The 20,526-nt window shown below is 67.2% G+C and carries 12 protein-coding genes; 6 read left to right on the top strand and 6 right to left on the bottom strand.

The window, feature by feature from the left end:
* Positions 1-13 precede the first annotated feature (13 nt).
* Positions 14-910 (bottom strand): bestrophin family protein, encoded by an 897-nt coding sequence (locus GGQ62_RS06260; RefSeq protein WP_152578816.1) that lies wholly within the window; start codon positions 908-910, stop codon positions 14-16.
* A 162-nt stretch (positions 911-1,072) separates the two neighbouring features.
* On the opposite strand from GGQ62_RS06260, the gene GGQ62_RS06265 reads away from it, so the two are divergent.
* Positions 1,073-1,675, top strand: coding sequence for a pseudouridine synthase (locus tag GGQ62_RS06265; RefSeq protein ID WP_152578895.1), 603 nt, complete (start codon positions 1,073-1,075; stop codon positions 1,673-1,675).
* Between the two features lie 192 nt (positions 1,676-1,867).
* On the opposite strand, the gene GGQ62_RS06270 is transcribed toward GGQ62_RS06265, so the two are convergent.
* Together GGQ62_RS06270 and GGQ62_RS06275 are read right to left on the bottom strand one after the other, a co-directional pair.
* Positions 1,868-2,041, bottom strand: a complete 174-nt coding sequence (locus GGQ62_RS06270; protein WP_153401453.1) for a hypothetical protein — start codon at positions 2,039-2,041, stop codon at positions 1,868-1,870.
* Between the two features lie 62 nt (positions 2,042-2,103).
* A complete protein-coding gene (locus GGQ62_RS06275) occupies positions 2,104-10,599 on the bottom strand; it encodes a glycoside hydrolase family 94 protein (RefSeq protein WP_207790538.1) in 8,496 nt (2,831 codons plus the stop codon).
* Positions 10,600-10,791: 192 nt separating this feature from the next.
* Here GGQ62_RS06275 and GGQ62_RS06280 point away from each other — a divergent pair, with 192 nt between their 5' ends.
* From GGQ62_RS06280 to GGQ62_RS16325, 3 genes are all read left to right on the top strand, one after another.
* The gene (locus GGQ62_RS06280; protein WP_152578817.1) at positions 10,792-11,490 is read left to right on the top strand and encodes a type I pantothenate kinase; all 699 of its coding nucleotides are present in this window, start codon (positions 10,792-10,794) and stop codon (positions 11,488-11,490) included.
* 32 nt (positions 11,491-11,522) lie between these two features.
* Positions 11,523-12,338, top strand: coding sequence for an SDR family oxidoreductase (locus GGQ62_RS06285; protein ID WP_152578818.1), 816 nt, complete (start codon positions 11,523-11,525; stop codon positions 12,336-12,338).
* Positions 12,339-12,436: 98 nt separating this feature from the next.
* The gene (locus GGQ62_RS16325; RefSeq protein WP_152578819.1) at positions 12,437-13,213 is read left to right on the top strand and encodes a glycine zipper 2TM domain-containing protein; all 777 of its coding nucleotides are present in this window, start codon (positions 12,437-12,439) and stop codon (positions 13,211-13,213) included.
* Between the two features lie 11 nt (positions 13,214-13,224).
* Here GGQ62_RS16325 and recQ read toward each other — a convergent pair whose 3' ends face one another.
* Positions 13,225-15,024, bottom strand: coding sequence for a DNA helicase RecQ (gene recQ, locus GGQ62_RS06295; protein WP_152578820.1), 1,800 nt, complete (start codon positions 15,022-15,024; stop codon positions 13,225-13,227).
* An 89-nt stretch (positions 15,025-15,113) separates the two neighbouring features.
* On the opposite strand from recQ, the gene GGQ62_RS06300 reads away from it, so the two are divergent.
* Positions 15,114-16,169 (top strand): esterase-like activity of phytase family protein, encoded by a 1,056-nt coding sequence (locus tag GGQ62_RS06300; protein WP_152578821.1) that lies wholly within the window; start codon positions 15,114-15,116, stop codon positions 16,167-16,169.
* Between the two features lie 63 nt (positions 16,170-16,232).
* On the opposite strand, the gene rpmB is transcribed toward GGQ62_RS06300, so the two are convergent.
* Positions 16,233-16,535 (bottom strand): 50S ribosomal protein L28, encoded by a 303-nt coding sequence (rpmB, locus tag GGQ62_RS06305; protein WP_152578822.1) that lies wholly within the window; start codon positions 16,533-16,535, stop codon positions 16,233-16,235.
* A 234-nt stretch (positions 16,536-16,769) separates the two neighbouring features.
* On the opposite strand from rpmB, the gene GGQ62_RS06310 reads away from it, so the two are divergent.
* Entirely contained in the window at positions 16,770-17,051 is a 282-nt protein-coding gene (locus GGQ62_RS06310; RefSeq protein ID WP_152578823.1) for a YciI family protein, read from the top strand.
* Between the two features lie 41 nt (positions 17,052-17,092).
* Here GGQ62_RS06310 and GGQ62_RS06315 read toward each other — a convergent pair whose 3' ends face one another.
* Positions 17,093-20,470, bottom strand: a complete 3,378-nt coding sequence (locus tag GGQ62_RS06315) for an Ig-like domain-containing protein (RefSeq protein WP_152578824.1) — start codon at positions 20,468-20,470, stop codon at positions 17,093-17,095.
* Positions 20,471-20,526: the final 56 nt, after the last annotated feature.

Raw genomic sequence — 20,526 nt, forward strand, 5'->3', positions numbered from 1 at the left:
CGCCCGTGCGCCGTTACCAGAGCACGCCCTTGACCGGCCGGACCGGCGGCGGCGCGACATCACCGAGCGCTTCGAGCAAATCGATTTCGATCGTCCGGCACATAGCGGTCATCGGCACGTCGTGGATGGTGTTGGCGAACGGATCGACGAGGTCATCACCGATCTGGAGGACGGCCAGAAACATCAGCCCGGCGATGGTCGATCCGATCGGCGTCGCAAAACCCAGCGTCTCGACCAGGCCGATCGGCAGCAGGATACAGAACAGCCGCGTGAAGAAGGTCGGGAAGAAGCGGTATTGGTTGGGCAGCGGGGTGTTCTTCAGCCGCTCCATCCCGCCCTGCGCATTGGCGATGTCGACCAGCACGGCTTCGAGCTGGCATTGCTGGATGGTGTCGATCCAGCCACGGCAGCGCGCCTCGTCGATTTGCCGCCCGGTATTGTCGAGCAAGCCGTTGGCGGCATTGGTCCGGTCGAGCGCGACTTCGGCTTCGGCCAGCCCGACGAAGCGGAGCACCGGCTCATCACGGTCCTGCTTGCGCAACTGGCAACGCAACGCATTCACATAGGCAATCTGGCGCAGGATGATCATGCGCGCCATCGCGTCGGCGCCGCCATTGCCTTCGCCCGTCGGCAGGAAGTTGCGCGTGGCGCGGGCCAGGCTGCGCGAGGCGTTGATCATCGCGCCCCACAGCACGCGCCCCTCCCACCATCGCGCATAGGCAGAATTGTCGCGAAAGCCCAGGAACAGCGCCAGCACCGAGCCGAAAAGCGTCAGCGGCAGTGCCGGTGCCGTGAACGGCAGGTAGAAATAGGCAAGCGTCACCGCGACGTCCCAGACGAACAGCACCGTCAACGGCACGCGAACCTCGCGAATGATCAAGCTTAGCCGGGGTACGGAATCGACTATCATGGGAATCCGTCTGAACGTGATGCGGCCGTGTTCATCGGCTGTGACGGCGATAAGCGTCAAGGGACCAACGCCCGCAACGGCTCGGCGACTGCTTGCAAGAAGGGCAGTGTCCGTGGAAGAGGGAACCCGCGTTCATGCACGGCTGTCGAAGGTGTTGGTGGCGTGCGTCTGATCCGTTTCAACAAGCCTTTCGACGTGCTGTCGCAGTTCACGGACCTGCGGTCGGGCGCCGTTCGACACACGCTGTCCGATTTTATCGATCTGAAGGGCTTTTATCCCGCCGGCAGGCTCGATCGCGACAGCGAAGGGCTGTTGCTGCTGACCAATGACGGCAGGCTGCAGGCGCAGATCGCCGACCCGCGGTTCAAACTGCCCAAGACGTATCTGGTACAGGTCGAGGGCGTGCCGGACGCTGCGGCCTTGGGCCAATTGCGCCATGGCGTGCTGTTGAACGACGGGCCGACCCGGCCGGCGCTGGTCGAGCTGATCGCGGCGCCCGCCGTGTGGCCACGCGACCCGCCGGTGCGCTTCCGCAAGTCCATTCCCGACTGTTGGTTGCAGATGACCATTACCGAAGGGCGAAACCGGCAGGTGCGACGGATGACAGCGTCCGTGGGTCACCCGACGCTCCGCCTCATCCGGTGGCGCATCGGGGCGTGGACGCTTGACGGCCTTCCGCAAGGCAGTTGGGAGCCGGTCGAGCCGGAATTGCTGAAGCCACAGGGTGCGCCCCGAAATCGCAAGACGTCGGCGCCCCAGGCGTAAATCCCGGCGAGGAGGGGACTGACGCAACGCCGCTTTATCGGCCGCACGAACCGTGACGTCGACAACTTGGCCCCTATCGGGATTGGCCACTCGATCGTTTGCACGGATAACAAATCGAAGGGCGGCCAATCGTCCGACAAACGCCCTGTTACAACTGCTGCTACCGCTACGAAGCCGCAGCACCTCGACGCGTCAGGACAGGCCGACCATGTGCAGCTGGGCGATCTGTCCGTGCCTGGCGCAGGCGTTGACCATGCGTTCGGCGGCGGCAACGGCCGCGTCGCGGCAGGAGGCCGGCATCATCATGGTGCGATCGCGGCGAACAGCCCAGCCATTGGCATCTTTCACGACTTCGAACACGATCATGATCCGGCTCCTGGCTACGCTACGGCTCCCCAAACACCATAACGCACCGGATCCGACTTCGTTCAGCGCACGTCATGGCCCAGCACAATATTTGTTCGATGCGTTTCGCCGACACCGCCGACAGGAATGCGCAACGGCCGCGGCGTCATCGCCACGCCGTCATGGACAGCGCTGGCGATGCCGCGGCTGACACCGGCGGGGTTTTCGACATGGATGACATGCACCGCGCCGCCGGCGCGCAGCGTCACGTCGAAGCCCGGCCAATGGTCCGGAATGCAAGGATCGATCTCGATCATCGTCCCCATTCGCCGGATGCCGAGCAGATATTCGACTCCGGCCCGCTGCATCCAGCCGGCAGCGCCGGTGTACCAGGTCCAGCCGCCGCGCCCGATATTGGGCAGGCGTGACGAGATGTCGGCCGCCACCACATAGGGTTCGACCTTGTACCGGTGCATTTCGGACGGTGTCCGGCTGTGGTTGACCGGGTTCAGCATCGCCAGCAGGGCGCCAGCCTGTGTCCCTTCCCCCAGCATCGCCAGCGCGATCACCGACCACAGGGCAGCGTGGGTATACTGGCCGCCATTTTCCCGAATCCCGGGCGGATAGCCCTTGATATAGCCGGGGTCGTGGGGGCTGTGATCGAACGGCGGGGTGAACAGCAGCGCCAAACCGGTTTCGGGCAGGACGAGGTCGCGGCTCGCCGACGCCATCGCCCGCCGCGCCCGCGCCGGGTCGCCACCGCCCGAAATCACCGACCAGGACTGGGCAATCGAATCGATCCGGCATTCGGCGTTGGCCGCGGACCCCAGCGGCGAGCCATCGTCGAACCAGCCGCGCCGATACCAGTCGCCATCCCAGGCCTGGGCATCGAGCGCCGTCTGCAAGGCCGTGCGGTGCGCGGTCCACGCCGCCACGCGCGCGCCATCGCCGCGCGCCTGCGCGATCGGCAGGAACGCCTTCAAGCTGGCATCGAGGAACCAGCCCATCCAGACGCTTTCCCCGGTGCCGAGATGACCGACACGGTTCATGCCGTCGTTCCAGTCCCCGCCGCCGATCAGCGGGACGCCATGGGCACCCACCTTCAGGCTGGCATCGAGCGCCCGCGCGCAATGTTCGTACAGGCTGGCGGTTTCGGCGGCGGCGGTCGGCTGGAAGAAATTCTCCATCTCGCCGGGCTTGAGCAAAGGCCCGTCGAGGAAGCCGATATCGTCTTCCAGAACCGCCCCGTCGCCCGTGGTGGCAACATAGTGCGCCGTGACCAGCGCCAGCCAGACGCGGTCATCGGCAAAGCGGGTGCGCACGCCGTTGCCCGCCTGCGGCAACCACCAATGCTGGACATCGCCTTCCACGAACTGCCGCCCGGCCGCGCGCACCAGCTGCGCGCGCGCGATCGCCGGCCGCACCGGCATCAACGCCATGACGTCCTGCAGCTGGTCACGGAAGCCATAGGCGCCGCTTGCCTGGTAAAAGCCGGCGCGCGCCCGGATGCGGCAGGCCAGCGTCTGGTAGAGCAGCCAGCCGTTGAGCATGATGTCGAGCGAGCGGTCGGGTGTGCGTACCTGCACGGTGCCGAGCACCGCCTCCCAGTCGTCGCGCACTTCGGTCAGCACCGCGTCAAGGTCGGTGTCGCGATACTGGCTGACCAGCGCGCGCGCCGCATCCTCGCCCACCGTTTCGCCGAGCAGGCAGACGATCTCGATGCTGGCGCCGTCGGCAAGTTCGACCTGCGTCTGCATCGCCCCGCACGGGTCGAGCGCGGCGCCGACGCGGTTGGAGAATGGCGCCCGCGTCGCCAGTGCCTCGGGATCGTCGAGCCCACCGTTGCGGCCGATGAATTCCTGCCGGTCACCGGTCCAGCTGGTCTGGCGGCCGACCATGTCGAACACCGCGGTGCGCCCGGCAAAGGCCGGGTACCAGTGGTTGGCCGCGAACATCGCCCCGGTTTCGGGGTCGATCGATGTTACCGTGAACGGCGCCGCCGCCGCGCGTGACGGCCCCAGCACCCAGTCGACATAGGCCGCAACCGTCAATCGCCGCGTCCGGCCCGACCGGTTGCGGATGGTCAGCCGCGAAATCTTCACCGGATCGGCGATCGGCACATATTCGACCAGGTCGAAATCCAGCCCCGCCGCTGCATGTTCGAAACGGCTGTAACCCCAGCCATGGCTGGTGACATAGGTGCCGGCGGGGTCGCGGATCGGTGCCGCCGTCGGGCTGAACAACGCGCCATCGTCATCGTCGCGGATGTAGAAGGCCTGGCCGGAAGGGTCCTGGACGGCATCGTTCGACCAGGGTGTCAGGGGGTGTTCGCGGCTGTTTTCGGCCCAGGTGAAGCCGGCGCCATCGGCTGATACCTGAAACCCGAACCCGTCGTTGGCGATGACGTTGATCCACGGCAGCGGCGTGACCTGCCCCGGCCCCTGGACGATGACATATTCGCGCCCGTTGTCGGCAAAGCCGCCGACGCCGTTGAAATATTCCAGGTCGGGCGGCGGCACCTGCGCCTGCCGGCCCAAGGGCACGGGAACCGCCCGCTGCGGCGGCCGCGGCGGCAGCACCGCCTCGCGCCGCGCATCGAGCTGATCGGACAGCCGCCCCTTGTGCGCATCGATGACCACGCGCGCCACCGCCAGCAGCAGCGCCTTGGTCTCGTCCGGAATGAGGTCGGCGCGCAGCACGAACACGGTGCCCGGACTGCGTTCGCCGAACTGGGCGCGCGACTGGCTGGCACGCACCAGCCCTTCCAGCGCGCTCTGCAGGTCCTGGATATAGGATGTGCCGCGTTCATTGATGATGACGAGGTCGAACGGCAGCTGCTTCATCCGCCAGTAATCGGTCGCCTGGACGATCTCGCGGGCCACATTGACCTGCTCGATGTCGGCGATGCGCAGCACGATGATCGGCAGGTCACCGGAAATGCCCAGCGACCACAGGCCGGGTTGCGGGCCCAGCCCCTGCGCCACGGTCTCCGCGGGCGGCCGCATGCCGGCTGACGCATACAGCATCCGCCCCGCCAGCCGCTGGAACTGCGCTGCCTCGCCCGCGCCCAGCCGCAGGTGGTGCAGCTGGATTTGCGCCTGGGTGAAGGCCAGGGTGGCGGCACGATCGAACGCCGTCGGAGCGTTGTGCTTGTCGATCATGTCGATCACCGCCTGCCGGCTCGACCCCGCCATGGTCCAGAAGCTGACATGCGCTGTCTCGCCCGGCGGAATGCGCAGGCGCGTTCGCAGCACGAAGGCCGGGTCGAGCACCGCACCCACGGACCCGGTCAGCGACCGGCCGTCGACGATGGCACGCGGGTTGCGCGCGCCATAGCCGCGACCCATGAACTGGGCGCGATCGGTCTCGAACTCGGGCGAACCGACAGCATGGGCATCGGCCACCGCCAGATGGGCCGCCCACACGTCCGGCTCATGCGGTTCGCGCTTGCGGCGATGCGCCAGCAAGGCGCCCGAATCGGCGACATGCTCGGTTTCGATGAACAATTTGGAAAAGGTGGGGTGGGCGACATCGGCCGACTGCGGCGCCAGCGAAAGCTCGGCACAGGAGGTGACTTCGATGACCCGCGTCGCGGTGCCATTGTTGGTGACCGACACCCGCCGCACTTCGCTGTCGTCCTCGGCGGAGACCAGCACGGTCATCGCCGTCACCAGGTCGCCGTCGTGGCGCACATAGTCGGCGCGGTCTTCGTTGAAGGTCACTTCATAGCTGTCGGGTTCGCAGCGCGTCGGCTGGAAGCCCGCCGACCAGGCATCGCCGCTGCCGACATCGCGCAGGAACAGCCAGGACCCCCAGCCATCGCTGGTCGGGTCCTCGCGCCAGCGCGAGACCGTCATGTCGCGCCAGCGGCTGTAGCCCGATCCGGCCGCCGTCAGCATCACCGTGTAGCGCCCGTTCGACAGCAGGTGCGTCGCCGGCGTCGGCGTGGCCGCGCTGGTGAAACGCCGTCCCGCCGGCCGCTCGACACCGCGCACCCGCAGCTGGGGCTTGGGTTCCTCGGTCGGCGGCGCGAACGCGCCCTCGACCAATTGCGGCATGCGTTCCTGCAGCAGCAGGTCGGCGGCCTTGACCATCGGTTCGGCGTGGAAGCGCCGGCGCATCGGGCCGCCCAGCACGGTATTGGCCAGCGCCACGATCGCCATGCCCTGGTGGTGCGCCATGAAATTGCGCACGATCGCCACCTCTTCCCCCAGCGGCAGCCGCGACGGCGTATAGTCGAGCGCATCGTAGAAGCCGAACCGGCCGCGTGCCCCGATCGCTTCCAGCCGCGCGAAGTTGGCGATGGCGGCGTGGGGCTGCATCATCGCCGCCAGCGCCGTCGCATAGGGCGCCACCACCAGATCGTCGCCCAGTCCGCGCTTCAGCCCCAGCCCCGGCACGCCGAAATTGGAATATTGATAGGTCGATTCGAGATCGCGCGCATTGAAAGCCGATTCCGAAATCCCCCAGGGCACGCCGCGCTGACGACCATATTCCATGTGGCGACTGACGACACGGCATTCGGTGCGCTCGATCAGGCTGCCTTCGGGTGGCGCCATCACCAGCGCCGGCATCAGATATTCGAACATCGATCCCGACCAGGACAGCAGCACCGGCCCGGCGGTCACCTCGGTCACGGCATGGCCAAGGCGGAACCAGTGCCGCGCCGGCAGGTCGCCCTTGGCAATGGCAAAAAAGCTCGCCAGCCGCGCCTCGGAGGCGAGCAGGTCGTAGTAGTTCTCGTCGAGGACGCCTTGCGATACCGAATAGCCGATCGAAATGAGCTTGCGTTCGGGGTGCATCATGAAGGCGAAATCCATCGCCAGCGCCATTGTCCGCGCGGCGGCCGACAGCGCCGACAGCCGGTCCGACGCCGCCACCACATCGCATTCGGGCGCCAGGTCGCGGCGATGGCTTTCGATGGTCGCGCTGATCGCGGTCATCCAGAAGCGCAGATCGGCATCGTCTGTGTCGGTGGTCGCCGCGAAGACGGTTGCTTCGGCCTTGGCCGCCGTCACTGCCAGCACGTCCCAATCGATCTCGCGCGCTAGTTGCGCCTCGATATCGGCGAAGGCCGCATCGATCGTGGCGCGCGGCGCTTTGGTGGATGCACGCCGCGCCAGCGCCAGCGCGTCGATGATACCGGCCCTGCGCACCGCCGGCGCCGGCGCTGCGGCCCGCCATTCGTCACAGGCATTCGCCAGTGCGATCAGATGGCCGGCGAGATTGCCGCTGTCCACCGACGACACATAATGCGGGTCGAGCACGCGGCAGTCGCGGGTGTCGTACCAGTTGTAGAAATGGCCGCGATAGCGCTCCAGCCGCCCCATCACCGCCATGGTGATGTCGAGCCGGTCGATCGCGTCCATTGTGCCGATCCAGCCGAAATCGCGGGCACTCGCCACCGACAGCAGGTACAGGCCGAAATTGGTCGGCGAGGTGCGATGCGCGATCGCCGCCGGGTCCTCCTGGTAATTGTCGGGCGGCAACATGCTGTCCGTCGGCGTCACCACGAACTCGAAATAGCGCCAGGTCTGGCGGGCAATGCCGCGCAGCGTCGCCACTTCGGCGGCATCGATCGTCAGCCGCGCCGACGTTTCAGGGGGCGCACTGATCCGGCAGGCGACCGCCGGGGAGGCCAGCCACAGCAGCCCGATCAACAGCGCCGGCGGCCAGCCACCGTTGCCCGCCACCAGCGCCACCGCAAAGCCGGCAAGCGACAGGACCGTCGCCCCCGGCATGCGGCGGTAAAAGGCCACCGTCGACAGCTCCAGCCCCGCCGCCAGCTGCGCCGCCGGCACCCATTGCAGCAGGTTGCGCCGCGTGATCGTCAACCGCACCAGCGTGCGCACGATGGCATCGGTCATCACCCAGGCCTGGTCGGCAAGGAAAGTCACCACCAGCGCCCAGCGCGCCAGCGCCAACCGCGCATCGGCGCCCAGCGCGCGCAGCTTCGACGCGCCACTGGCGCCCGGCGGCATGTGGAACAGGCTTTCGATCAGCGGGATCAGCGCCGGCACCGCCAGCATGAACAATATGAAGGCCGTCCACAGCAGCGCCGCCGGTGCCGGCAACGCCCAGGCGATGATCAGCGACAGCACGCAGGCCGGCGCGGTCAGGCTGCGCCGCAGATTGTCGACCATCTTGGCGCGGCCGACCAGCGGAACGGCCGCCTTGGGCCCATCGCCGAAGCCTAGGATCCATGGCAGCAGCTGCCAGTCGCCGCGTGCCCAGCGATGGTTGCGCCGCGACGCGACGTCGTAACGGACCGGAAAATCCTCAACGACCTCGACGTCGCTGGCCAGGCCGGCGCGCGCGAACACGCCTTCGAACAGGTCATGGCTGAGCAGCGACGATTCGGGCACACGGCCCTGCAAGGCGCCTTCAAAGGCATCGACGGCGTAAATGCCCTTGCCGGCATAGGAACCTTCGCCGAACAGGTCCTGGTAGACATCGGAAACGGCGGCGCCATAGGGGTCGATCCCGCTATGGCCGGCGAACAGCCGCTGGAACATCGATCCGTCGCGGCCGATCGCCAGCGCCGGGGTGATCCGCGGCTGCAAGATGCCATAGCCTTCGACGACGCGGCCCTTCGCCTCGTCGAAATGCGGCGCATTGAGCGGATGGCCGAGCTTGCCGATCAGGCGCCGCACGGTGTCGCGCGGCAACCGCGTGTCGCTGTCGAGCGTGATGACGAAGGCGACGCCTTCGGGCGCCACGACCGGCTGGCCGTGCGCGGTGACGAAATCGGTGTCGGTCGCCCCGCGCAGGCGGCGGTTGAGCGCGTGCAGCTTGCCGCGCTTGCGCTCCCACCCCATCCAGCGCTGCTCGCTTTCGCTCCAGCGGCGATGGCGGTGGAACAGGAAGAACCGGTCCCCGCCCGATGGCGCCGGATAGCGGGCGTTGAGCATGGCGATCCCGGCTTCGGCCGTCGCCAGCAGCGCCATATCATCGGGCATCGTCTCGTTCGGCGCATCGGCCCAGTCGGACAGCAGGGCGAAATAGACCTCGCCCTCCAGGCTGGCGAGGTGATGGATTTCCAGCGTCTCGATATGTTCGGCGACGCCGGCCGCCGATGTGAGCATCACCGGCACCGCCACCAGCGTGCGCAGTTCGGGCGGCACGCCGCCGCGCAGTTCCAGCGCCGGCAGCACCGTGGCCGACAGGCTGCGTGTCACCCCGCTGTTGACCAGCGCAACCGCGGCATCGAGCGCCGGGATCGACCCCAGCAGCGCCAGCAGGATCACGATCGCGATACCGGGACCATATGGCAGCACACCAAGGATCGGTACTGCCAGCATGAGTGCACCCAGCAGCAGGATCACGCCGCCATAGCCGCGCAGGCCGAGCGTTTTGCCGACGCGCGGAACCCATTGCCGGACCGGCGGCCGATAGCCGATGTCGCGTTCCAGCGCGGCGCGGCCGTCGCCGATCAGGTGGAAGCCCGGGTCGGCACGCCGCCGGTCCAGCGAGCCATCGGGGTTGGCGGCGCGCACCGCCGCCTGCATCGCCCGGCGCGCGACTTCGCTTTCCGACAGCGGCGAGCTGCGCGCCAGGTCCTCGACGGCAGTGCGATAATGGTTGCGGCTGGTGAAATCCATCGCCGCATAGCCTTCGTGGCGCGCCAGCAGGTCGTCGATCGGCGACATGCGTTCGAACAGTTCGGACCAGTCGATTTCCGAAATCACCCGCATGCTGGTGATGATGTTGCGCACCGTGACGGTGGCGCCGATCTGGCGCTCCTGTTCGGACAGGATCGCGGCCTGCATGTTGGTGCCGCGCTCGGCCATGCGCTCGTCGAGCCAGGCGAGCGCGGCCGCTACGCCTTCGTTCTGGTCCTGCAGCCGGTGCACGAACTGAACCGCAAAGGAATCGGTCACCGCGCGGCCGGCGGCCCTGTTGCCGGGATCCCTCAGCGCCGCCAGCACTTGCGCTGCCGGTTCGGGTGACCCGGTTTCGGTGCCGAGCAGCCGGTCGGCCATCGCGTCCGCCGCCCGCCGCTCGCCCTGGCTCCGCTCGATGCGCAGTGCAAAACGCCGGAGATTTTCGATCAGCACGATGCGCAGCGTGATGGCGACCGCCCACAGCTCGCCGATGGTGAGCGGCTCGATCGTCTGATAGGCCCGGATAAAGCGCTTCAGCACCTCGGGGTCGAACCGGCTGTCGGTATGGGCGACATAGGCCCAAGCGATGCCGAACACCCGCGGGCAGCCGTTGAACGGCCCCGTCACCAGCTTGGGCAACTGCTTGTAGAAGGACGGCGGCAGGTTGGTGTTGATTTCGCGGATGTGGCGCTCGACGAGGTGGAAGTTGTCGATCAGCCATTCCGCCGCCGGGGTAATCGCGGAATCGGCCTCCGCCGCCGCCACCGTGGTGCGATAGGCCTGGCGCAGCACATGTTCATTGTCGGCCAGCCGCTCCTTCAGCGATACGCCGCGCACCGTGCCGGATGCGACGACCTGCGCGCGCGCCAGGCTGCGGGCATGGTCTTCCAGTCGCTCGACCCCGAACATCTCCTCGCGGATCGGCTCCTCGCCGTACCAGGACGACGGCCCTTGCGCCGGCTTCCAGCCCATCATCGGCGTTGCCCCCGTCCGCTGCCGCTCGCGCCTGGCAATCCTGATCCTGTCGACACAACGCAAATCGGGGTCATCTAACATCCACGGCGAACGCGCCCGAATCGGCGACCTGACTGTTTTGGGGTGTTTTCCGCCGCGCTCCAATCACAAAGTCGCTTGCCGCACCCTTGGCTTTGCGCTTGTCTCGCGGCGATGCCGCCCATCCCGATCGATACCGCCGGCCTTTCGGCGCTGTTGCTGCGCCGCGCCGGGCACCCGCCCGTCATCGGCATCACCGGCTCGGTCGCAGCCGGAAAGTCGACGCTGGCCGGCGATCTTGCCGTGGCAATGGCTGGGTCGCGCCGCGTCGCCGCGATCTCGACCGATGGGTTTCTCTTCCCCAACGCCGTTCTCGAAGCGCGCGGGCTGCTGCTGCGCAAGGGCTTTCCCGAAAGCTATGACGAGGGCGCGATGGCGCATGCGCTCGCCGCCCTGCGCACGGGCGTCGCCGAGATCCCGGTCCACAGCCATGTCAGCTACGATATCGATCCGGCCTTGACGCGGCGCGTCGGCCCTGCCGATCTGGTCCTGATCGAAGGCCTCGGCCTGTCCGGCGCGGGCATCCGGCCGGCCCTCGACACTCTGGTCTATCTCGATGCCGATGTCGCCGACATCGAGCGCTGGTATGTCGCGCGTTTCCTGCGCCTGTGGCGCGCCGGGGCCAGTGACCCGGCATCCTTCTACCATCGGTTCGCCGCGCTGCCCGAGGCACAGGCCGAAGCGCTGGCGCGCCACACCTGGGCGACGATCAACCTCCCCAACCTGACAGATCATATCGCAGCGGCACGCGACACCGCCGATATCCTCTTGCGCAAGGACGCCGACCATCGTCTCCTGCTGGTCCGCCACTGACGCAGATCGGGGCAAAAAGGGGAGAGACGGGGATGGGACGCATCGATGGCCGTGTGGCCTTTGTCACCGGCGCCGGCGCCGGCATCGGGCGCGCCGCGGCGCTGGCGCTGGCGCGCGAAGGCGCCCGAGTCATGCTGACCGATATCGACGCCGAGGGCGGCCGCGCCACCGCCGCCATGATCGCCGCCGCCGGCGGCGAGGGCCAGTTCCGCGGACAGGACGTGACGGAGGAGGATCGCTGGGCCGAACTGATGACCCGCACGCTCACATTGTTCGGACGGCTCGACATCCTCGTCAACAACGCCGGCATCGCCATCGGCCTACCGATCACCGAAATGTCGCTCGACCAGTGGAACCGACAGCTGGCGATCAACCTGACCGGCGTCTTTCTCGGCATGAAGCACGCGATCCCGGCGATGCGCACGCAAAAGCCCGAAGGCAGCTATCGGGGCGGCTCGATCATCAACATCTCGTCGGTGGCCGGTCTGGTCGGTTCGGCGGGTCTTGCGGGCTATTGCGCCACCAAGGGCGGCGTGCGGCTGTTCAGCAAGGCGGTGGCGATGGAATGCGCTGCGGCCGGGGACGGGATCCGCGTCAATTCGGTCCATCCCGGGATCATCGATACCGCCATCTGGCAGAAGATGGATGCTGGCGGCATCGTCACCGCGATTGTCGGGGAAGGCAGCAACGCGCCGCCGGCCGATGCCATCGCCGCCATCGGCACGCCGCTCGGCTTTGCCGGGCTGCCGCAGGACATCGCCGACGGCATCGTCTTCCTCGCATCGGACGAGTCGCGCTACATGACCGGCAGCGAGCTCGTCATCGATGGCGGCTGGACGGCGCATTAGAGCGGCCGTCCACGAATAGCCGAAACAATTCAGACCTTGTTCACCGCGGCGATGCGACCAGTCTGCATTACAGACGTCCCTTGTTGAGGAATCCTTCGATGACGACGCAGATTCTCGCCACCGCCGTTGCTGCTGCCCTCGTCGCCACCGCCGCGACGCCGGCCTTTGCCCAGGATCGCGGCGGCGATCGCGGGCGGCCCGGCTATGCGACCGGGGAGCGCGGCGGCGACCGAGGCGGCTATCGCGGCGACCGCAACCAGGGTTTCGGCGGCAACGGCTATCGGGGTGGTGGTGGCTATCGTAACGGCGATGGTTACCGGGGCGGTGACGGCTATCGCGGCGGTTATGACCGCGGCCGGCAGCAGGCCTATTATGCCCCCAACCGCGGCAATGGCTATGGACGCAGCTATGGTCAGACCTATTACGGCCAACGGGGCTATGGCTATGTCGTGCCGGTCGGCTTCCGCGGCAATGGCTATCGGCCGGCCTATTATCCGCGGCCGGTTTACGGCCGGCCGGTGATCTATGCGCCGCCGCGCTTTCGCCCGGTGATCTATGGCGGCGGCTATTACAACCCCGGCTTCTATGGTGCGCCGATCTATGGTGGCCCCGTCGGCTATGGCTATGGTGGGGGCTATTACCAGCCACCGGTCGTCGCGCCGATCGCCTATGGCGGCGGCTATGGCTATAACGGCGGCTACTATGATCCCTGCCGCTCGAGCGGTGCTGGTGCGGTCATCGGCGCCATCGCCGGCGGCCTCGTCGGCAATGGCGTCGCCGGCTATTACGACCGTGGTCTGGGCACCATTGTCGGCGCCGGCATCGGCGCCGTGGCCGGTACCGCGATCGAACGCAACAACCGCTGCGGCTACTGAAGCAAATTTCCCTACCCGGCGTTGATGGCCGCCAGAAACGCTTCGCCATAGCTGGCGAGCTTGCGGTCGCCGACGCCGGGGATGCGCGCCAGCGCCGCCGCGCTGCGCGGCCGTGTCGCTGCCATCGCGCGCAGCGTCGAATCGTGAAAGATGACATAGGGGGGCAGGTTTGCAGCCGCCGCCAGTTCGCGGCGGACCCGGCGCAATTCCTCGAACAGCCCCACATCCTCATCGGCGACCGCGGCCAATGACGCTGCCGCACCGGACGTCGCCCGTCCGCGCTTCGGCCGCTCTGCCACCACTTTCAGGCTGACCGGCACCTCGCCCTTCAGGATCGCCCGCGCCGCCGGCCCCAGGGTCAGGCCACCATATTCGCCCTCGCGCACCAGCGCCTCCCCGGCCTCCAGCTGGCGTGCCAGGCTTTTCCAGCCGTCGGGCGACAGTTCCTTGCCGATGCCGAACACGCTCAGCCGGTCATGACCGAATTTGGTGACCTTTTCACCGGCTTTGCCGGTCAGCACATCGATCAGATGCCCCATGCCGAAGCGCTGGCCGGTGCGGAACACGGCGGACAACAGCTTGCGCGCCGCCTCGGTGGCGTCCTGCAGGGCCGGCGGTTCCAGGCAATTGTCGCAATTGCCGCACGGCGCCGGCGTCGGCTCGCCGAAATATTCAAGCAGCGGGATCCGCCGGCAGCCGCCGGTTTCCAGGAACGCGATCAGCGCGCCCAGCCGCCGCGTCTCCTCGGCCTTGCGCACGTCGCTGGCGTCGCTCTGCGCGATGAACTGGCGGGCGCGGGCGATATCCTCTGCCCCCCACAGCAGGTGCGCCACGGCGGGGTCGCCGTCGCGGCCGGCGCGGCCGGTTTCCTGATAATAGGATTCGATCGATTTCGGCAGGCCGATATGGGCGACAAAGCGCACATCGGCCTTGTCGATGCCCATGCCGAAGGCGATCGTCGCCACCATCACCATGTCCTCGCTGGCGACGAAATCGGCCTGGTTGCGCCGGCGCACGGCGGCGTCCAGCCCGGCGTGATAGGCGCGGGCATTGACACCGTCCTTGACCAGCCACGCCGCGACCGTATCCGTCGCCGCCCGCGTCGGTGCATAGATGATCCCGGGCTGCCCGGCATTGGCGGCGATGAACGCCGCCAGCTGGCGCCGCGGCTCGTCCTTGGCGCGGACTTCATAGCGGATGTTGGGCCGGTCGAACCCCGCCACCACCATCCGGTCGGGCGCAATGCCCAGCTGCTGGAGGATATCGGCGCGCGTCTGGACATCCGCCGTTGCCGTCAACGCGACGCGCGGCACGCCGGGCAGGGCGTCGCACAGCGATCGCAGCTGCCGATATTCGGGGCGGAAATCATGCCCCCACTGGCTGACGCAATGTGCCTCGTCGATGGCGATCAGCGCGATCTCGGCACGCGCTACCAGCGTGCGAAAGCCGTCGTTGGCGGCACGTTCGGGCGCCACATACAGCAAGTCGAGCTCGCCGTTGCGCAGCGCCGCCACCACCGCATCGCTGTCGTTCGACTGGCTGTTGAGCGCGCCGGCGCGCACGCCGACGGCGCGCATCGCCCGGACCTGGTCCTCCATCAGCGCGATCAGCGGGGAGATGACCAGGCCACAGCCGGGCCGCACCAGCGCCGGGATCTGGTAGCACAGCGATTTGCCGCTGCCCGTCGGCATGATCGCCAGCACATCCCGCCCGGCGCAGACATCGGTGATGATGCCTTCCTGCTGGCCGCGAAACGCCGGAAAACCGAACACCGATCGCAGGGCATCGTGAGGGGTTGCAGCGGCAAGCATGGACGGCGGAGCGATAGCGACTGCACCCCGTCACCGCCAGCCTTTCCGGCATGATTTGATTTGTCGCGGTTCCCGCCTATGTCGAGAACATGCCGCTGAACGAGATCGTCGCTGCCCTGACCATCACCACCGCGCTGGCGCTCGGCGCGTCGGCGTTGGCGCCGGATCATGCATTGACCGCGCCCGCCGCGACCGCCGTTGCCGTCACCACGACGCCGCTGCCGCTCAACCGCGACGATCCCGGCGCCACGGCGATCGGCGCGTTGCAGTTCCGCGGCGCGGTGCAACTGCGCGCCACCGACCCGCTGTTCGGCGGCATATCGGGCCTGCGCTTCGGGGGCACGATCCCCAACGGTGCCCAGCTGCTCGGCGTGACCGACACCGGCAACTGGATCACCCTGCAAACGATCGAAAGCGGCGGCCGCCTGACCGGCGTGCGCAACGTCACGCTCGTCCCCATCCGCGGCGCCGATGGCCGGCCGGCGGCGACCAAGGCGCAGGGCGACGCCGAGGCGCTGGAATGGAACCCCGATACCGGCACTGCCGCCATCGTCTATGAACAGGATCACCGCATCGCGCATTTCGCCGGCATCGATCCCGCCGACCCCGGCACATTCTCGGCCCAGCCCGATCGCATCGAGCGGTTGACCGCGATGACCGGCTGGCCGCTCAACGGCGGCGGCGAAGCCATGGCGATCCTGCCGGGCGGCGCCCGTGTCGTGCTGTCGGAGCGCCGGATGACCGAGGACGGTCACCACGCCGGGCTGCTGACGATCGACGGCCGGACTCGCGACATCGCCGTCGCGGGCGTGGCCGATCACAGCCCGACCGATGCCGTCGCGCTGGACGCGACGCATCTTCTGGTCCTGCACCGCCGTTTCGACCTGTCCGGCCAGGGCGCCGCCGTCACGCTCGTCGATCTCGCCCCGGCGATCGCGGGGGCGCCGGGGGCGTTGCCGGCGCGCCTGCTGGCGCAATGGCAGTCTCCCGTCACGCTCGACAATATGGAGGGCCTGGCGCTGCGCCGCGACGGCGATCGCGTGTTCCTCTACATCGTCTCCGACGACAATCTCAGCAGCCTGCAGCGCACGTTGTTGATGAAGTTCGAACTGGTCCTGCCAAGACAGGCCGGGATCAAACCCTGAGGCGGCCCATAGGAAAACGGCCCGGGGTCACCGGGCCGTTTTCCGAATCACGAACCCGAAGGTTCAGGCCGCCGGCGTTGCCGTCTCGGCGACCTTCTTAGCGATTTCGCGCTTCAGCCGCGCGGCGCGCACGCTGAGCTTTTCGACGCGGGTCTTGAGCAGCCAATTGTCGAGGCCGCCGACATGCTCCACCGAGCGCAGGCCGTTCATCGACACGCGCAGCTTGACCGAACGGCCGAGCGCGTCCGAGATCAGCGTCACATTCTGCAAATTGGGCAGGAAGGTGCGCTTGGTCTTGTTGTTGGCGTGGGAAACGTTGTTCCCGACCTGGCGACCCTTGGCGGTCAGTTCGCAGACGCGCGACATGATGAACAGTCCTTGATATCGAATCCGAAGCCATGCACCCACAGGTGCAACAGCGAGCGGCGGCCATTAGCCGTTCTGGCCCTTCCGGTCAACCACCGGCATGGTGCAACCCCGCACCGTGGCAGCGAAGGCATCGGCCGTCGCCGGCCTGCGCATGCCCCCCTTCCCCCTGCATCCAAGCCGGGCTAGACCGGTCGGACCAGACCTTGTTGCCATCCCCGGGAGCCTGCGGCGATGCCCTTTTTTGCCATCCACTGCATCGACAGGCCCGATTCGGCCGATCTGCGTGCCAGCACGCGGCCGGCGCACCTTGCGCACATTACCGCGCTCGGCGACGATGTGCTTGTCGCCGGGCCGTTGCTGCGCCCCGATGGCCGCGCCATGGGGTCGCTGATGATCATTGCCTTCGATGACCGCGATGCCGCCGTCGCCTTCGCCGCCGCCGACCCCTATCATCTGGCCGGGCTGTTCGAGAGCCGGTCGATCACCGCCTGGCACAAGGTGCTGCCGGCCTGAGCGCGGCAGGTTGGCCCGGGTCGTGACCCGGGCCGCCCGGATCAGCCGAACACCACGTCGCCGGCGGTCAGTTCGGTCACGTTCATCGTGAACACTTCGGTCAGCCCGCCGCCATAGTTGATCGTCCAGCTGGTGCCTTCGTTGGTCAGGAACGCCCCGGCCCCGAAGCCGTAGAAGTTCAGCGTATCGCCGACGGCGAAGCCCTTGCCGTCGAAGTCGAGGATCGTGTCACCCGCGACATCGCCGACCGCGAACATGAACTTGTCGTTGCCGCCGCCGCCGATCAGGATGTCGGCACCTCCGTCGCCGGTCAGCCGGTCGTTGCCGCCGCCACCCGACAGGATGTCGTCGTTGTTGGTGCCCATCAGGTTGTTGACGCCGTTGTCACCGTAGAATTCGACCGCGAAGCCGCCGCGCGTCGCGCGCAGCATCTCGATCCCGGTCAGCGTCGATCCATCGGCATAGCCGCCCGTCACCGTGCCGGCATTGAGATCGATGATGACCTTTTCACCCGACGAGCTGGCGACGAAATAATCCGACCCCGCACCGCCATCGACAATATGGACGCCCTGCACCACGTCACCGCCGATGATGTCGTTGCCGGCACCCCCGAACAAATTGTTGCGCCCGGCACCGCCCTGCAATGTGTCGGCACCGTCGCCACCGAAGATGGTGTCATTGCCGCCGTTGCCATAGACCTTGTCATCGCCGCCCAGCGCACGGATGATCTCGCTGGCGCTGGTGCCATTGATGACATCGGGACCTTCCGTGGCCGTGGTCTGCACCGGGAATTCGAACACCGCCAGCAGCGCATCATGGTCGGTGGACAGCTGCTGCGCTTCGGGCAGTTCGGAATTGAGATGGACCGCGTCGAACTGGGCCACCTGGCGCAGATTGTTCGTCGCCAGCATGTGATCGAGCTGCTGGCTGTTGCCTTCGAACTGGTAGGAATAGCGCTCGGCCTCCGGCAACAGCGACGCCAGGTCCGACAATACCCCGCCCGCCGTCAGCGCCGAAATCGCATTCTCCCAGGCGAAGCCGTTGAAATCGCCCTGCACGATGATCTTTGCCGACGGATCGACCGCCAGCATCGCATCGACATAGTTGCGCACTGCCACCGCCTGCGCCGTGCGGGCGGTATCGCCGGCATCGGCCGGCGGCTGGGTGGCGCCCCATTGCGGGTCGGACCCGCCACGCGACGTCGAATGGACGTTGATGATCGTCACCACCTCGTTGTTGAAGACGAAGTCAGCGACGAGCGGGCGCCGGCTGCCGGCATAGGCTGCGGCCTCGATCAATTCGGCCGACCCTTCGACATAGGTGACGCGCGACGGATCATAGAAGAAGCCGTTGCGGATGTTGCCGCCGGGTTCACCGCCGGTCGAATTGGCCACCGTCGGTGCGACCTCGACATAGGCGTAGGTCGGTCCGCCTGCAGCGGTGATGGCTGCGATCAGCACGGCCGCGGTGGGCGCGCCCGACAGGCTGCCGCCGGTGGCAGCGCCGTTGCCGTCCTGGATTTCCTGGACGCCGATGATGTCGGGCGACTTGAGGTTGTTGACGATGTCGGACGCCAGCGACGCGATCTTGGCCGGGCTGTCGACCGCCGACAGGTTTTCGACGTTGTAGTCGGCCACGGAGAGCTTGTCCGCCGCCTCCGTGAGGGTCGTGACTTCCTTGGTCAGCGTCACATCGGTGGTCGTCGTCACCGCCTCGGTGACAAGCAGTTCATAGCTGGCAAAGGCATAGTTGATGATGCCGGTGACGCTGCTCAACCGGTCGCCGATCGTGTAGCTGTCGTTGAAGCCCGCAAACAGCCCGTTGTCGTTGTCGAGCTGCAGCCGCTCGGGGTTCGAATCCCCCTGGGAAATGGCGATGCTGCCGCGTTCGGTGATGCCGGTGGCGCCGACACCGCCGCTGGCAACGACATAGGTTTCACCAAAGCTGTTGGTGTTCGAAACCACCAGCGGCGTGTCGACAGTGATCTGCATGCCCTCCAGCGATTCCCAGAAATCGATGCCATCGGTCGCCGGCTCGTAGGCGGCAAAGCCGTCATCATCGATGACCGAGGTCGGCGGCAGCAGATAACCGTCGCCGATGATGATCGTGTCGAACGCCGCCGTGCCGAGCTTGGCATAGGTCGGGGTGATGATCTGGGTGATCGTCAGGTTGCTCGCGTCGTTGCCGGGGCGGAATTCGCTGACCGTGCCATCGACCCAAACCAGGTCACCCTTGGCGATGCCCGTCGGCCCGGCGCTGGTGAAGATGAAGATGCCGTCCGACGTGCGGGAATCGCCATCGGTCGCGCCACTGGCGCTCTGGATGTAAAAGCCGTTGCTGTCGACTGCGGTGACGACGCCTTCGGTGCGCACGGCACTTCCTGCGTACAGGCTGGCGTGGCCCAGCCCCTGAATCTCGCCGATGGTGATGGTCACCAGCGGCGCGGCAATGGTGAAATCGAGCACGCCATTGTCCAGCCCGGCAAAGGCATTCCCTGCCAGGTCGGTGACGATGCCGGCGCCGGCGGTCAGCGAATAGGCGGTGCCGGCTTCGAGGTCGGCGTCCGGGTTGATGGTCAGCGTATTGCCGACGATGCTGACTTGCGGGTCGGTCACCGCAATGGTGCGGGTGTCGGTGCCGTTCGACAGGGTGAAGCTGCCGCTGCCGGCGGTGATCGTCTCGGTGAAGCGCAGCACGATGTTGCTGTCGGCGGCCACGGCGACGGCGCCATCATCGGGGTCGGCCGGGTTGACCGCGGCCAGCGTCGGCGGCGTCACATCGGCGCCGGCGCCTTCGCTCGACACGACGATGTCGTCGATGCCGACCCATTCGTCATTGCCGGCGGCATTGGTTGTGATGATGCGGATTTCCAGGTCGGCGGCATTGTTGGCATCGGTGCCCAGCGTCACGTCGATGGCGGTCACCTGCGTCGCCAGGCTCGGCCCCGACGTGGCATCGGCGACATAGGCCGCGTTGACCCAGTTGCCGCCGCCGATACGATATTGCACCGCCACCTGCTGGATCGCATTGTCGGTCGACGCATCGAGATCGCGGATATTGGCCTGGAAACGAATATTCTCCCGCCCGGTCGCGTCCATGTACAGCACGAGGCTGGGCGCGTCGGCGGTGCCCGAGCCATTCAGCCCCACGACCGGATTGGCGATGGCGAACTCGGCAACACCGCCGGTCGACAGCGTATTGGGGTTGGACTGGTTGGCAAGCACCTGCACCGGCCCCGGCGGCGTCGCACCATTGGTGATGTTGCGCGGATCGACGCCGGTCGCCGACACCACATTGTCACCGCGATAGCCGACGATGCTGGCAACACCCGACCAATCATCGGCCGTGCTGATCAGACCAGCGTCGCTCCAATCCTGCGAAAAGGTGCCGCTGGAGAGCAGATGGCGCGTCGTTGTCATGAATGTCTTCCCCTGAATTGCCCCGGCGGCTTACCGGTCGGCAATGACAACCTCAT

Origin of the sequence: Polymorphobacter fuscus (genome assembly GCF_011927825.1) — a bacterium.
In the GTDB taxonomy this organism is placed as follows: Bacteria; Pseudomonadota; Alphaproteobacteria; order Sphingomonadales; family Sphingomonadaceae; genus Sandarakinorhabdus; species Sandarakinorhabdus fusca.